This window comes from Macrococcus bovicus, from assembly GCF_004359575.1.
Taxonomy (GTDB): domain Bacteria; phylum Bacillota; class Bacilli; order Staphylococcales; family Staphylococcaceae; genus Macrococcus; species Macrococcus bovicus.
On the sequence record NZ_SCWF01000008.1, the window covers coordinates 16372 to 29881 of the forward strand.

The following is a 13510-nucleotide window of genomic DNA, read 5'->3' on the forward strand; positions in this document are numbered from 1 at the left end:
TTCGCCGTATCTTTTTTATTTGAAATCTTGTAATTGCCGGGATTCCATCCCGCAGTCCAGGCAAATATAGATGCCCTGCTGATCGACTATCCGTTTATGAGGACATTCCTCTTTTTTTACCATAGAAGTAGCTTGCGTTAAATGTGCAATTTCATCTGAAGTCATATGTTCCATAATAGTCACTCCTTTTCACTAATTATACCCGTTCTATAAATTTTCATTGTATTATGATACAGTATAAATGAAAAAGTTGTGGAAATTAGAAGAGGTGGATAAATGAAGAAAAAAGGGTGTTTCAGCTGGCTGGTGGGCATTGCGCTTGTCGTGCTTTTAGTTGCGGGGGGCTTATTAGGGTATGCGTATTTTAAGGTGAAAGGGACGGCGGATTCAATTCATGAACCGATTGCGGGGCGTGAGAAATCTGAGTTAAGGAATAAAGCTGTCGATATTGAAAATAAAGATGCGGTATCAGTGGCGTTATTTGGTGTAGATTCGAACGCTACACGTCTGGCTGAAGGAGATCACGGTCGTACAGATACTATTATTCTTCTCAGTATTAATCCTGATAACAAGAAGACCGTTATGGTCTCCATCCCTCGTGATACATATAGCGAGATAGTCGGACATAATACAAGGGAGAAAATCGCGCATGCTTATGCATATGGCGGTGCCAAAATGGCAGTTGATTCTATTGAAAAATTGATGAATGTACCTATTGATTACTATGCAGCTGTCAATATGGATGGTCTGCAGGAATTAATTGATACAGTGGGTGGGGTGGATGTAGTCAGCAATGCAACATTCACAGCGCACGGTCAGAATTTCGTCAAAGGTCAGTCCGTTCATCTGGACGGAGAGAAGGCAATGGTCTTCATCAGAAGCCGTAAAGAAGATGGTGCTGGGAATGATTTCGGACGGCAGGAACGTCAGCAGATTGTTATCCAAGGTTTAGCACATAAGTTACTCTCCGCAGAATCTGTAACTAATTTTGATGGCATCTTAAAAACAGCTTCGAAAAACGTCATCACTGATATGACATTCTCTGATTTAACTTCACTGCAATCAGGTTATTCTAAGACGTTAAACAATGTAGAGAAATATCAGCTTGAAGGTACAGGACAGATTATGGACGATGGCCTCTGGTATTTCCTTGCCGATGAGAATAAAAAGCAGCAGATTTCAGATGTTTATAAAGAGAATCTTAAATAAAGAAGGGACTCATATCGAGTCCCTTCTTTATATTATTTTACGCACGGTCAGCTGGTAGATAATATTAATAGCAACGGCACATAAAAGAATGATGATTATGGCGAAGTGCTGCGGCTGTCCTGTTTCAAGACCGTATAAAGTAAGAAGCAGCATGGAAGCAGGCAACAGGATATTCGTCAATTTGAATGCGTTATAAAGACCGGTAAAAATCACAATCATTTCTTCTTTATTCAATGTTTCGATTAATTTGTCATCAAATTCACTGTCAAAGTTATTCGGCAGCTCACGCTCCGGATAAAGTTTATTGATCAGGCCGTAGCCATAATAGCGCAGGAGGCTGATAAGGATGAATACAACGATGCTGACAATGCTGAGCCATAATGACACTTGATTGAGTGCAACCATGAGAAGTGAGGCAAGTGCCACATAGAATGAGATAATCATGGCAATGTTCATCAATGAGAACTTCTTGAATGACTGACGGTCCTGTTCGTTATGTTCAAGCGTTGGGTCATTATCCACCTTATATGCAGCAACACTGTAAAGATAACCGATGAGCCCGGCTATGACCGCCATCACAATGAGAGCGATGACAAATGTATCAGAGTGCAGCGCATCATTAGCCGGAATTTTCCAGAAATGCATCGTAAAAATCAGAATAGCTGCACTGATGACGCAGATGATAGGGAAAAATAGTTTTCTTGTCATAGAATACTCCTTTTTTTATGTATTATACCCAATAAAAACGGGTAAAGTTATAATAACGATAAATATGGAGGATGATAAACATGGCTAAAGCTAAGAAAGCTCAGACACAAGATAATCAAGTAGTGGCAGCATTGAATCAGCAAGTGGCTGACTGGACTGTTCTTTATACTAAGATTCATAATTACCACTGGTATGTGAAAGGTCCTAACTTTTTCGCGCTTCATACCAAATTCGAAGAGCTTTATACACAAGCAGGCACTTATATCGATGAGCTGGCAGAACGCATTCTAGCTATTGGCGGTAACCCTGTCGCAACCTTAAAGGAATCTCTGGAATTATCTGTCGTCAAAGAAGCGAAGAAGGATTTAACAGCTGAAGATATGGTTGCTGATTTGTCCAAAGACTTTGACAAACTGATTGAGCAGTTGAAAGAAGGTCAGGAGACGGCTGAAGCTGCAGGTGATGAAATGACTGCGGACATGTTCCTCAGCATGATTACGGAACTTGAAAAACATAACTGGATGTTTAAATCTTATCTAGGTTAACAATAGATTGCATGCGGCTTAGCCGCATGCTTTTTTTTGTTTAAAGCTGATGAAATGCTATAATGAAATTAACTAATATATAGGAGGAATTTAACATGGAATTAGCGAAATACATCGATCACACTTTATTGAAGGCGGATGCAACAACTGATCAAATCAATAAACTTGTCGCAGAAGCAAAGGAATACAACTTTATGAGTGTATGTGTCAATCCCACACATGTTAAACATTGTGCTGAACAGCTGAAAGGGACGGATGTATTAGTCTGTACAGTCATCGGTTTCCCTTTAGGCGCGACAACTTCAGCAGTGAAAGCATTTGAAACGAAGGATGCCATCGAAAATGGTGCAGGCGAAGTAGACATGGTTATTAATATCGGCGCCCTGAAGGATGGGAATGATGATTTAGTCTATGAAGATATCAAAGCTGTAGTGGACGCTGCGGCAGGTGTGACAACAAAAGTGATTATTGAGACAAGTCTTCTAACAGACGACGAAAAACAACGTGCATCTGAACTTGCAAAAAAAGCAGGAGCGACATTCGTCAAAACTTCTACAGGATTTTCTACTGGCGGCGCAACGGTTGCAGATGTCAGATTAATGCGTGAAACAGTGGGTCCTGATATGGGTGTCAAAGCTTCTGGTGGTGTACGTTCTTTAGAAGATGTGAACGGTATGATTGAAGCAGGTGCAACACGTATTGGTGCAAGTGCGGGTGTCGATATTCTGAATGGGCAGCAGTCCAGTCAAGACTACTAAAAGGGGGATTCAGTCATGAGAATGGTTGATATTATTGCGAAAAAACGTGATGGCGGTAAATTGACGACTGAAGAAATCGACTTCTTTATTAAGGGCTATACCGCAGGTGACATTCCTGATTACCAGGCCTCCAGTCTTGCAATGGCCATTTACTTCCAGGACATGGATGACCAGGAACGTGCGGATTTAACGATGGCTATGGTTGAAAGTGGTGATCAGATCAACTTGAGCAAGATAGAAGGTATCAAAGTCGATAAGCACTCAACGGGTGGTGTCGGTGATACGACAACGCTTGTACTCGCACCATTAGTCGCAGCGCTGGATATTCCTGTTGCGAAGATGAGCGGCCGTGGACTTGGTCACACAGGCGGCACAATCGATAAGCTGGAAGCAGTTGAAGGCTTCCATGTTGAAATCTCTGATGAAGAGTTCGTCCGTCTCGTCAATGAAGATAAGATTGCAGTTATCGGGCAAACAGGCAATCTGACACCAGCCGATAAAAAACTCTACGCACTCCGTGATGTAACAGGTACAGTCAACAGCATCCCACTTATTGCTTCCAGCATCATGAGCAAGAAGATAGCAGCGGGTTCTGATGCCATCGTTCTTGATGTTAAGACAGGTGCAGGCGCATTCATGAAAACAGATGAAGCTGCCGAAAAGTTAGCACACGCCATGGTTAAAATCGGTAATAATGTCGGTCGTCGTACGATGGCGATTATCTCTGATATGAGCCAGCCGCTTGGTTATGGGATTGGTAATGCGCTTGAAGTCAAGGAAGCAATTGAAACATTGAAAGGACAAGGTCCGGACGATCTTAATGAACTTGTACTGACATTAGGCAGTCAGATGGTTGTGTTAGGGGGCGGTGCAGAGACACTTGATGAAGCGCGTGCCAAACTGCAGGAAGTCATTGATAACGGTAAGGCGCTTGAGAAGTTCCGTACTTTCCTTGAAAATCAGGGCGGTAATGGCGATGTGGTAGACGATGTGTCATTATTGCCGCAAGCAGCCTATGAAATCGAAGTACCAGCGAAGCAATCAGGTTTTGTCAGCAGAATAGTGGCGGATGAAATAGGGATTGCCTCCATGCTTCTTGGCGCAGGACGTGCAACTAAAGAAGATACAATTGATCTGGCTGTCGGTCTCATGCTCCGGAAAAAAGTCGGTGACAAAGTAGAAGAAGGCGAATCACTCGTAACTATCTACTCAAACCGTGAAGATGTTGAAGACGTTAAAGAGAAAATCTATGCGAATATTGAGATTGCTGAACAGGCTGAAGCACCGAAGCTGATTCATACAATCATCACAGAATAGGAGGAATCACATGTTTAAACGTATCCACTTAATCGTTATGGATTCCGTAGGTATCGGGGAAGCACCGGATGCCGATAAATTCGGCGATACAGGCAGCCATACATTATCTCATACACTTGAAGGATTTGAAGGTGAACTGCCGAATCTCGAGAAACTGGGACTGGGTAATATTGCCGAGCTTCCTGTTGTCAAACCAGTAAATGAACCGGCTGCTTTCTACACGAAACTCAGCGAGGCATCTGTCGGCAAAGATACGATGACGGGACACTGGGAGATTATGGGTCTGAATATCGATCAACCATTCAAAGTCTACCCGGACGGATTTCCTGATGAATTAGTACAGGAAATCGAAAAGCTGTCCGGCCGTAAAGTTGTCGCGAATAAACCGGCATCTGGTACAGCTATCATCGATGAGTATGGTGAACATCAGATGAAGACAGGCGACTTAATCGTCTATACATCTGCTGATCCCGTGCTGCAGATTGCAGCGCATGAAGAAATCATTCCGCTTGAAGAGCTGTACGATATTTGTGAGAAAGTACGGGAACTGACAAAAGATCCTAAATACTTGATCGGTCGTATCATCGCCCGTCCATATGTAGGTGAGCCGGGCAATTTTACCCGTACGTCCAATCGTCATGACTATGCGCTTAAACCATTTGACCGCACTGTGATGAATGAGCTGAAAGATGCCGGCAAAGATGTGATTGCCATCGGTAAAATCAATGATATTTACGATGGTGAAGGGGTGACTGAAGCAATTCGGACGAAAGACAATATGGATGGCATGGATCAGCTGATGAAGGTGGTCAGAAAAGACTTTGAAGGACTCAGTTTCCTTAATCTAGTTGATTTCGATGCACTTTTCGGTCATCGTCGTAATAAAGAGGGCTATGCCAATGCCATTAAGGAATTCGACGAGCGATTAGGCGAGCTGCTGCCTCAACTTCGTCAGGATGATCTACTGATTATCACTGCTGATCATGGTAATGACCCAACAGCACCGGGAACAGACCATACACGTGAATATGTTCCACTCCTGATGTACAGTCCGCAGTTCAAGAAAGGACATGAACTGGAGGGCCATACAACATTTGCCTCAATTGGAGCAACGGTTGCTGATAATTTTGGGGTCGCATTACCGAAGTTCGGCCAAAGTTACCTAGGTGAACTGCATGATTAGACGCTTAATCTATGGACTAGCCTATACGACAGCAGGGGTTCTGCATTTTGTGCATGAGCCATCATTCACTAAAATAGTGCCGCCGAAGATTCCCTTAAAAAAGGAGATTGTTTATCTAACAGGTGTGATGGAAATTTTCTTCGGTCTAGGAATGATCTTAAGAAAGCCGGGGTCATTATTTAAAGCCATCCTCAAACTGTTCCTCATTGCCGTCTTCCCGGCCAATGTATATATGGCGATGAAGAAGATAGGCATAGGAGATAAGCAGCTTTCTCCGGCCGCACTTTGGGGGCGACTGCCTCTGCAGTGGCTGTTAATCAAAGAAATGGATAAACTATAAACGCAAAAAGTAGAAGACTGATTTTCAGCTTCTACTTTTTATTTTTCCAACTGCATCTGGATGGCACGTAAGGTATAGAGCCAGTCTGCTATCACCTCATAGTTGCTCTTCTTAAAGGCGTAGCAGTAATCAAGAAAGGCGATTGCGTCATCCAGCGGCGAAGATTCATCTGACAGATAAGATTTTAATGATTGCTTATAGTCACGAATTGAAGCGCTGCTGATCATCTGTTTATAGCTGTTATAAAGCTCCACAGCTTCGTCCTTACCATATTTTTTCATTAAAGTCATTCGCTCATTCTGATTGAACATATCATCAACTCCATTGCCACAATCATAGCATCTGATTATTAAACGCATATGAAGGTTTTGTAAATGAATGTATGAATGGATGGAGAAGAAAGGGGTATAGTAAAAGAAAAATGAAAAGAGGAATCATAATGGGCTGTCCTTATCACTATGAACCTAAGAAGAAATCTAATCTACCGCTGGTTGCAGGACTTGCAATCGGTGCTGTATCTGTTGGCTACGCATTATTAAAAAATAAATCACAACAAAAAGGAACAGATGATGTGAAGATATTCAACAAAACAATAGGTCATGAATTCTATATGCCACACTTTATGATTAAAAATGTACGACTGGATGCAGCTGAGACCGCTTTAACTGTCCATGTGGATTATCATATCAATCAAGTCTTGATCGATTACCTGATTAACAATCGTCCGCATTACTATTTCAAACTCATATTACCTGAGAAATATCAGTTACTCTTCCAGGAATCTGCTAGAGTCATTAAAGGGGAAGAGGTAACAGCTGGAAGTGACCGCGCAGACTATACAGTGACCTTCCAGTTTGAAGCAAAACCGGAAACAACTATTGAGGAAATCGAAGCGATTGATGTAGCGGATAAAATACAGATGACCATTCTTGATGACAAAGACAATGTGCTGAATGACTTCCCTGATGTCTATAATGCAGCGAATATAATCAGATATTAAAAAAACAGCCTCTGAATTTTCAGAGGCTGTTCCTATTTATTCGGCATCGTTCTGGTAGATCACTTTCCACTCTTCTTTTTTCGCGAGCATTTCTTCTGCTAACTGCTGCGCACCTTCTAATGAGTGGCTGGCTGCCCAGCCGCACTGTACTTCGTTGCAGGCAGGTACTTCTGTCGCATTTTTGACATCATTCAATGTTTTCTCAAGGATAGCGAGTACATCATCATAATTATCATGGTTGATTAAGCTTAAGTAGAAGCCTGTCTGACAGCCCATCGGTGAAATATCAACAACTTTATCCGTATGATTACGGATATTTTCAGCCATTAAGTGCTCCAGAGAGTGGAGTGCCGGCATTTCCATGTGATCTTTATTCGGTTGTTTGAAGCGGATGTCATATTTGTGGATGACATCCCCGTTCTGGCCTTCTTTGATGCCTGCTAAACGGACAAAAGGTGCTACAACTTTTGTATGATCCAGGTTGAAACTTTCTACGTTCATTTTTTGCATGAGATTCTCTCCTTATTTGATGGATTCGATGGCTTTGAAGCCATTCTGCAAGTCTTCAAGTAAATCTGCACTATCTTCAATACCCACTGAGATACGAACTAAGCCATCTGTAATCCCTAGTTCTAGACGTCGCTCACGTGGGATAGAAGCATGTGTCATCTGACTCGGAACAGAAATCAGGCTTTCAACCGCGCCAAGTGATTCAGCAAGTGTAAAGTATTTCAGTGACTTCACAAGGGCTTCAGCACGTTCTTTAGAACCGACATCAAATGAAATCATGCCGCCAAAACCAGATGACTGGCGTTTCTGTGCTTCCAGTTGTTTCCCTTCAAGTAAGCTTGGATGGAAGACTTTAGTCACTGTATCGTTATTCACTAAATAGTCAACCAGCTGCATTGTCGTTTTTTCAGTCTGTTCCATTCGCAGTGCCAGGGTCTTAATGCCGCGGACAAGAAGGAAGCTGTCCTGTGGTCCTAAGATGCCGCCGACAGAGTTCTGGATGAAACCTAAGTCCTCGGCAATCTGATCGTCTTTAGTGACGAGTAAACCTGCAACCACATCACTGTGACCACCGATATATTTAGTTGCGGAGTGGAGAACGATATCTGCCCCTAGATCAAGTGGATTCTGGAAGTAAGGTGTCATGAACGTATTATCAACAACTGAGATTAAGTTGTTCTCTTTGGCGATTGCTGCCATCTCTGCGATATCAGTGACATTCAGCAGAGGATTTGTCGGGGTTTCAATATACAGCATTTTTGTTCTGTCTGTAATCGCAGCTTTAACGGCTTCTGCGTCAGTTGTATCAACAAAAGTAGATTCGATACCAATGCGGTCAAACACCTTAGTGAAGACACGGTATGTACCCCCGTAAACGTCTGAACCGACAACAATATGATCGCCTGCATTGAGCAGCATGATAGCAGTAGAAACAGCTGCCATGCCTGAGCCGAAAGCAAAACCGTGCGTCCCGTGTTCAATATCAGCGATTAACGTTTCAAGTGCTGTACGTGTCGGGTTTTTTGTACGTGAGTATTCGTAGCCCTGGCGGAGATTACCGATACCATCTTGTTTATAGGTGCTTGTCTGATAGATAGGGGTGTTGACTGAACCTGTAAATTCATCGACCGTTTTGCCGCCGTGAATCATCATTGTTTTTTTCTGCATTATAATTCTCCTTTTGTTTTAAAGATTTGCTGTGAAATATAGCGATCACTTGCGTCAGGGAAGATGACGACAATGTTGCCTTTTACGTATTCTGCCTGATTAAGAGCGGCGACCATTGCTGCACCGGATGAGCTGCCGACAAGTAAGCCTTCTTTTTGTGCGAGGTCTTTGACCATCTGGAAAGCCTCATCATCAGAAATGGTTTCGATGGCGTCAATCAAGTCATGTTTCAGGAAGTCCGGCCACACTTCTACCCCGATGCCTTCAGTTCGATGTGAACCGCTTGGCCCGCCATTCAAGATGGAGCCTTCTGGTTCAACGATAACGGTACGCGTATAAGGCTTCAGGCGTTCAGCAAGTCCTGTGAAAGTACCGGCACTCCCAGCTCCTGCGACCATCATATCAATTGTCCCTAGTTCATCAATCAGTTCGTTGTAAAGGCCTGAGTAACTTGCCGGATTGTCTTCTGTTTCAAACTGGTTGGCATAATAAGCCCCCGTTTTTTCAGCATATGCTTGAGCTTGTCTTCTTGCTTCTACCATACCAAGAGCGGAATCTGTATGCACGATATCTGCTCCGAGTGCACGCATGATCTCCTGCTTCTCGACACTGAATTTCTCAGGAACGAAGACTTTTAATTTTAAGCCGTACTGCTGGCAGGCAAGGGCAAGCCCGATACCTGTGTTGCCGGCTGTAGCTTCGACGACTTCATCTGCTGCCTCTCCGCGTCGTACAGCTGACTCAATGATGTTCTGGCCGAGACGATCTTTAACAGAGCCGCCTAAATTGTACATTTCGAGTTTAGCGAATAATCGGACGCCTGGCGGTAACTGAAAGTTTGTCAGTTCAACGAGGGGGGTCTGCCCGATCAGGTCAGCAGGTTTCTTGTAGTGCTTTTTTCTGAGGACTTGCAGATAGGCGAACTTATTGAGCTGAGTGGCTGAGTAAGTGAAGCCCAGCTTATTGGCGATATTTTTCATGACATCTTTAAATGGATAGTATTCACGGTTCAAGTCTGCGACGAGATTATCATAGCCGAGATCGGCGTAATAGCGAATCATATCCTGCTTCTCTTCCGGACTGTTGAACACCGTATCCAAGATAATAATCTGTCCGTTATCAGTCAAGGTCTCTGCATAGTTCTTGATAGCACGTTCTTTTTCTTCATTCGTCAGGTGATGGAAGGCGAAAGAACTGATGATGGTATCTGCTTGCTGCGTCTTGTAATTAAGGAAATCACCGTGCTCAAATGTCAGACCAGTCTTCGCCTGGCCGATAGCAGCCATCTCTTCACTTGGCTCAACAGCTGTGACGTCCAAGCCTTTAGCCAGCAGCAGTAAAGTTAAGTTGCCTGTACCCGGACCGAACTCAATCGTTTTACCTCTTGCTTGTTTAGCTGCTTCACTAAGCATAAAAGGGTAGTTCGTAAATACATCTCTATATTCAGGGTCATGACCTTCTACTGCATGATCATACTTGTCCGCCCATTGTTCAAAAATATCCATAAAAGCTGGTGACATTTAGTTCACTCCTATAGTGTATTAAACCTATCAATTAAGTCGGAATTAATAGTATCATGAAGTCACACTGATTACAATGAAATGCTTTGTGAAAAAGCGAACAAAATATTATAATAACGGAAAGCTGAACATGCATGAACAATGAGGGAGGGAATGAATGATGAGAAGAGTGGAAGTGATGCCCTATGATAGTATCTGGCAGCATCTATATTTAGAAGAAAAAAAGAGACTAGAAGCCATTTTTAAGAATCAGCTGATGGCGATTCATCATATCGGTTCAACAGCGGTGCCTGGTCTGGCTGCAAAGCCGGTCATCGATATCATGATTGTAGTAGAGGATATTGAGCAGATGGATAAGTTAAATAATCAACTGATTGCCATCGGTTATGAGACGAAAGGTGGAAATGGCATCACAGGACGCCGCTACTTCCAAAAAGGTGGGGATATGCGTAGCCATCATCTCCATGTCTATGCTGAAGGAGACATGAATATTAAACGTCATCTTGCTTTCAGGGATTATCTCCGGGCTTTTAGTGGAGAAGCAGAGCGATACGGTCATTTGAAATCAGAACTCGCGAAGCTCTATCCTTCTGATATCACCTCTTATATCAATGGCAAAGATATCTTTGTCCAGGTAATGGAGATGAAGGCCGTGGATTGGTATGATAGGCATTACCCTTTATCTTAAAGTTTCCTTAAAATTGTGAGTAAGCCTTGAAGAGTAGGCGCTTACATGCTATAAAGACGTAAAGGAGTGGTTGGATGGTCAGTATATTGATTGTAGAAGATGAAGTGGAGATTGCTGAGATGATCAAGTTTATTCTGCAGCGGGAAGGTTATGAGACTATTGATCTCGTGCATACGCTTCAGGATGCCTATAAGCAGTCTCTGCATTACGATGCTTATATACTGGATATCAATCTACCGGACGGGAAAGGGTACAACCTGGCAGAGCGCATCCGTCATCAGTCAGATGCACCGATTTTATATGTATCGGCGAATGTCACAGATGAAGATAAACTCACCGGTTTTGCCACCGGTGCAGATGATTATATCACCAAACCATTTAATCCGTTGATTCTTGCTGCAAGGGTGAAAGCGAATGTCGATCGTTATCTGAGAGCGAAGCAGCCGATTGATTTCTTTTTCGACGAACGCACGGCTGAGCTGACAGTGAAGGATAAAGTCTATCATTTATCAGGAAAACAGTATCTTCTCATGCAGTATTTATTTGAGAACCAGAATAAAGTCCTGACGAAAGAAGAGATCTACGAGGCGGTCTGGGACAATCGGTTCATCGATGAAAATACAGTGATGGTCCATATAAGGAAATTACGTGAAAAAATTGAAGAGGTACCAAGCGACCCCGTCAGACTTCTGACTGTCAGAAGCGTCGGTTACATCTTGAAAGTGGCACACAAGTGAAGACAACTGCACGCAAATTCACCTGGAAATTCATTGGCTACTTTTCATTGTTCTATGTGCTGATCAATTTACTTCTGCTTCTATTGATTGTGATTTTAATGATACGTTCGTCCAATAATATGAATAGCGGCACATTACAGGCGCAGACGACGGAAACGATCCAAAGTCTGATTGACGTCAGTGATGAGAAAAATATTACGATTCATCAAAAGCTCTCTGAAGCGCTGAAAGAGCAGGACAGTATACTTTTGATACGTAATAGTCACGGCGATATCATCAAGTCCTTCAATAATCATGAAAAAATCCATACGCTTAGCTGGTACTATCTGCAAGGGGTCACGACGTGGTCACTGACTGAGCGGTATCAGGCAGTGCTCATCAATCGGCAGCCCTTGGTTAAAGCGGCAGAGTTATTTGATTTAGAAGAGACTGTGGCGCTTCATCGCTATATGGATGAACATAATCTGTCGCTTTTCAAGCAGAATATGGAAAAAGATCAACTGGTCAAAATCTACGGTAATTTTAAAACCGAAGATGTGGAAGAGAACTGGTTCAAAGATCTGAATAATGATAATTTCAATAAGTATGTGCTGCAGGAAACAATGCATGATGATGACTATTACTTATTTGTAGCAGAAAATCAGAACGCCCGGGACAAACGAATTATTCTGGCAGAGAACGGCATTTTTATGGATAAAGATCTCATGGCCTTTGCTTTGAACTTCCTGCTCTGGTATCTCATTTATTCATCGCTTATCTTCGGGCTGATACTGGCACACGCCTATTATGTGAGCCGGAATTTTGCACGGCCGCTTATTCATTTTGTTGACTGGCTGAGTCAGTTGAGCAGAGGCATCTACCGCGTCCCTGATAATCATCATATCTATAGACGGGACCGCATGCGTAGAAAATACCGGATGTATACGTCTGTAGATGAATCCATCCGCGAATTGACTGAGAAGCTGGATAATGACCGGACTTACCAGAATCGCATTTCAACGCTCCGTGATGAATGGGTGTCAGGTATCACACATGACTTTAAGACGCCGCTCAGTTCGATCTATGGCTACAGTAAACTCTTGAACAGTGATCTTGAAATCAGTTGCGAGGACCGTAAGAAGTTTGCTGAAATTATTGAAGACAAGGCGCTTTATATCGATTCGCTGTTAAAAGACCTGAATATGACCTACCAGCTGAAGAACCATCATCTTGAGTTTAATAAAGAAACGGTCAATGTAGGTGAATATATTCAGCAGTTTATTGATTCCTTCGATCATCCGAACCTGTATGCGGTCAACCGGCTGAACCAGACTGTTAAACTTGATAAAGAGCGGATGAATCGGGTGCTGATGAATATCGTGTCTAATGCCTTCACTTATAACGAGGATATCGAAGTGTGGATCAATTCATTCGCTGATGACCCTGACATTGTCATCGAAATCGGCGACAATGGTAAAGGTATCCCGCAAGAAGAGCTTCCTTATATTTTCAATCGTTATTATAGAGGGACCAATACGACTACTAATAACGAAGGTTCAGGTCTCGGCCTCGCCGTTGCTAAGCAGATTGTTGAAAATCATCAAGGACAGATCAGCGTCCATAGCTCAATAGCAGGCACAAAATTCCAGATCAGGCTGCCACGCGAATTAAATGATTGACTAAACAATCAGAAAATTATATAGTAATCATTAAATAATTCCATACTTATCAAGAAGGATCGAGGGATAGGCCCGATGACATCCAGCAACCTACCGTTTGGCAAGGTGCTAAGTCCTCCAGCATAGCTGACAGATAAGATTGCAGAGACATTCCTTATCGTGGAATGTCT

General features: G+C 42.9%; 16 protein-coding genes and 1 riboswitch. Of the genes, 10 read left to right on the forward strand and 6 right to left on the reverse strand.

Annotated features, from left to right (window positions below; genetic code table 11):
• Window positions 1-15: 15 nt before the first annotated feature.
• Complete coding sequence (locus ERX55_RS11450; protein ID WP_165983750.1) at window positions 16-174, reverse strand: hypothetical protein; 159 nt, start codon at window positions 172-174, stop codon at window positions 16-18.
• A gap of 102 nt (window positions 175-276) precedes the next feature.
• On the opposite strand from ERX55_RS11450, the gene ERX55_RS07760 reads away from it, so the two are divergent.
• Window positions 277-1209: an LCP family glycopolymer transferase gene (locus ERX55_RS07760; protein ID WP_133452007.1), complete on the forward strand. Its 933-nt coding sequence runs from the start codon at window positions 277-279 to the stop codon at window positions 1207-1209.
• A 27-nt stretch (window positions 1210-1236) separates the two neighbouring features.
• Here the strand turns inward: ERX55_RS07760 and ERX55_RS07765 are convergent, their stop codons facing one another.
• Complete coding sequence (locus tag ERX55_RS07765; RefSeq protein ID WP_133452008.1) at window positions 1237-1917, reverse strand: DUF3169 family protein; 681 nt, start codon at window positions 1915-1917, stop codon at window positions 1237-1239.
• 80 nt (window positions 1918-1997) lie between these two features.
• On the opposite strand from ERX55_RS07765, the gene ERX55_RS07770 reads away from it, so the two are divergent.
• The 5 genes from ERX55_RS07770 (at window position 1998) to ERX55_RS07790 (ending at window position 6060) form a co-directional block, all read left to right on the forward strand.
• Entirely contained in the window at window positions 1998-2462 is a 465-nt protein-coding gene (locus tag ERX55_RS07770) for a Dps family protein (RefSeq protein ID WP_133452009.1), read from the forward strand.
• 95 nt (window positions 2463-2557) lie between these two features.
• Complete coding sequence (deoC, locus tag ERX55_RS07775) at window positions 2558-3220, forward strand: deoxyribose-phosphate aldolase (protein ID WP_133452010.1); 663 nt, start codon at window positions 2558-2560, stop codon at window positions 3218-3220.
• 15 nt (window positions 3221-3235) lie between these two features.
• Window positions 3236-4537, forward strand: coding sequence for a pyrimidine-nucleoside phosphorylase (locus tag ERX55_RS07780; protein ID WP_133452011.1), 1302 nt, complete (start codon window positions 3236-3238; stop codon window positions 4535-4537).
• A 10-nt stretch (window positions 4538-4547) separates the two neighbouring features.
• Complete coding sequence (deoB, locus tag ERX55_RS07785) at window positions 4548-5720, forward strand: phosphopentomutase (RefSeq protein ID WP_133452012.1); 1173 nt, start codon at window positions 4548-4550, stop codon at window positions 5718-5720.
• On the forward strand, window positions 5713-6060 hold the full coding sequence (locus ERX55_RS07790; protein WP_133452013.1) for a DoxX family protein: 348 nt from the start codon (window positions 5713-5715) through the stop codon (window positions 6058-6060). Before deoB ends, ERX55_RS07790 begins: the two co-directional genes overlap by 8 nt.
• 38 nt (window positions 6061-6098) lie before the next feature.
• On the opposite strand, the gene ERX55_RS07795 is transcribed toward ERX55_RS07790, so the two are convergent.
• Window positions 6099-6371 carry a hypothetical protein gene (locus ERX55_RS07795; RefSeq protein WP_165983751.1) on the reverse strand — a complete coding sequence of 91 codons (273 nt, stop codon included), beginning with the start codon at window positions 6369-6371 and terminating at the stop codon, window positions 6099-6101.
• Between the two features lie 128 nt (window positions 6372-6499).
• Here ERX55_RS07795 and ERX55_RS07800 point away from each other — a divergent pair, with 128 nt between their 5' ends.
• Window positions 6500-7060, forward strand: coding sequence for a hypothetical protein (locus tag ERX55_RS07800; RefSeq protein ID WP_133452015.1), 561 nt, complete (start codon window positions 6500-6502; stop codon window positions 7058-7060).
• Between the two features lie 36 nt (window positions 7061-7096).
• Here the strand turns inward: ERX55_RS07800 and ERX55_RS07805 are convergent, their stop codons facing one another.
• Genes ERX55_RS07805 through ERX55_RS11660 form a run of 3 tightly spaced genes read right to left on the reverse strand, consistent with a single transcriptional unit; the run spans window position 7097 to window position 10257 of the window.
• Window positions 7097-7570 carry an S-ribosylhomocysteine lyase gene (locus tag ERX55_RS07805; RefSeq protein WP_133452016.1) on the reverse strand — a complete coding sequence of 158 codons (474 nt, stop codon included), beginning with the start codon at window positions 7568-7570 and terminating at the stop codon, window positions 7097-7099.
• A gap of 12 nt (window positions 7571-7582) precedes the next feature.
• Window positions 7583-8737 carry a bifunctional cystathionine gamma-lyase/homocysteine desulfhydrase gene (locus ERX55_RS07810; RefSeq protein WP_133452017.1) on the reverse strand — a complete coding sequence of 385 codons (1155 nt, stop codon included), beginning with the start codon at window positions 8735-8737 and terminating at the stop codon, window positions 7583-7585.
• On the reverse strand, window positions 8737-10257 hold the full coding sequence (locus tag ERX55_RS11660) for a pyridoxal-phosphate dependent enzyme (RefSeq protein ID WP_133452018.1): 1521 nt from the start codon (window positions 10255-10257) through the stop codon (window positions 8737-8739). Before ERX55_RS11660 ends, ERX55_RS07810 begins: the two co-directional genes overlap by 1 nt.
• Before the next feature lie 157 nt (window positions 10258-10414).
• Between ERX55_RS11660 and ERX55_RS07820 the strand changes: the two genes are divergently transcribed.
• The 3 genes from ERX55_RS07820 (at window position 10415) to ERX55_RS07830 (ending at window position 13340) form a co-directional block, all read left to right on the forward strand.
• Window positions 10415-10945 (forward strand): GrpB family protein, encoded by a 531-nt coding sequence (locus ERX55_RS07820; RefSeq protein WP_133452019.1) that lies wholly within the window; start codon window positions 10415-10417, stop codon window positions 10943-10945.
• Window positions 10946-11019: 74 nt separating this feature from the next.
• Entirely contained in the window at window positions 11020-11682 is a 663-nt protein-coding gene (locus tag ERX55_RS07825; protein ID WP_133452020.1) for a response regulator transcription factor, read from the forward strand.
• Window positions 11679-13340, forward strand: coding sequence for a sensor histidine kinase (locus ERX55_RS07830; RefSeq protein WP_133452021.1), 1662 nt, complete (start codon window positions 11679-11681; stop codon window positions 13338-13340). Before ERX55_RS07825 ends, ERX55_RS07830 begins: the two co-directional genes overlap by 4 nt.
• Before the next feature lie 43 nt (window positions 13341-13383).
• Window positions 13384-13480, forward strand: a riboswitch (SAM riboswitch).
• Window positions 13481-13510 lie beyond the last annotated feature (30 nt).

What these genes read in the sequence shown, in the direction of transcription:
- ERX55_RS11450 (WP_165983750.1), bottom strand. Translation starts at nt 174, where the DNA reads ATGGAACATATGACTTCAGATGAAATTGCACATTTAACGCAAGCTACT.
- ERX55_RS07760 (WP_133452007.1), top strand. Translation starts at nt 277, where the DNA reads ATGAAGAAAAAAGGGTGTTTCAGCTGGCTGGTGGGCATTGCGCTTGTC.
- ERX55_RS07765 (WP_133452008.1), bottom strand. Translation starts at nt 1,917, where the DNA reads ATGACAAGAAAACTATTTTTCCCTATCATCTGCGTCATCAGTGCAGCT.
- ERX55_RS07770 (WP_133452009.1), top strand. Translation starts at nt 1,998, where the DNA reads ATGGCTAAAGCTAAGAAAGCTCAGACACAAGATAATCAAGTAGTGGCA.
- deoC (WP_133452010.1), top strand. Translation starts at nt 2,558, where the DNA reads ATGGAATTAGCGAAATACATCGATCACACTTTATTGAAGGCGGATGCA.
- ERX55_RS07780 (WP_133452011.1), top strand. Translation starts at nt 3,236, where the DNA reads ATGAGAATGGTTGATATTATTGCGAAAAAACGTGATGGCGGTAAATTG.
- deoB (WP_133452012.1), top strand. Translation starts at nt 4,548, where the DNA reads ATGTTTAAACGTATCCACTTAATCGTTATGGATTCCGTAGGTATCGGG.
- ERX55_RS07790 (WP_133452013.1), top strand. Translation starts at nt 5,713, where the DNA reads ATGATTAGACGCTTAATCTATGGACTAGCCTATACGACAGCAGGGGTT.
- ERX55_RS07795 (WP_165983751.1), bottom strand. Translation starts at nt 6,371, where the DNA reads ATGTTCAATCAGAATGAGCGAATGACTTTAATGAAAAAATATGGTAAG.
- ERX55_RS07800 (WP_133452015.1), top strand. Translation starts at nt 6,500, where the DNA reads ATGGGCTGTCCTTATCACTATGAACCTAAGAAGAAATCTAATCTACCG.
- ERX55_RS07805 (WP_133452016.1), bottom strand. Translation starts at nt 7,570, where the DNA reads ATGCAAAAAATGAACGTAGAAAGTTTCAACCTGGATCATACAAAAGTT.
- ERX55_RS07810 (WP_133452017.1), bottom strand. Translation starts at nt 8,737, where the DNA reads ATGCAGAAAAAAACAATGATGATTCACGGCGGCAAAACGGTCGATGAA.
- ERX55_RS11660 (WP_133452018.1), bottom strand. Translation starts at nt 10,257, where the DNA reads ATGTCACCAGCTTTTATGGATATTTTTGAACAATGGGCGGACAAGTAT.
- ERX55_RS07820 (WP_133452019.1), top strand. Translation starts at nt 10,415, where the DNA reads ATGATGAGAAGAGTGGAAGTGATGCCCTATGATAGTATCTGGCAGCAT.
- ERX55_RS07825 (WP_133452020.1), top strand. Translation starts at nt 11,020, where the DNA reads ATGGTCAGTATATTGATTGTAGAAGATGAAGTGGAGATTGCTGAGATG.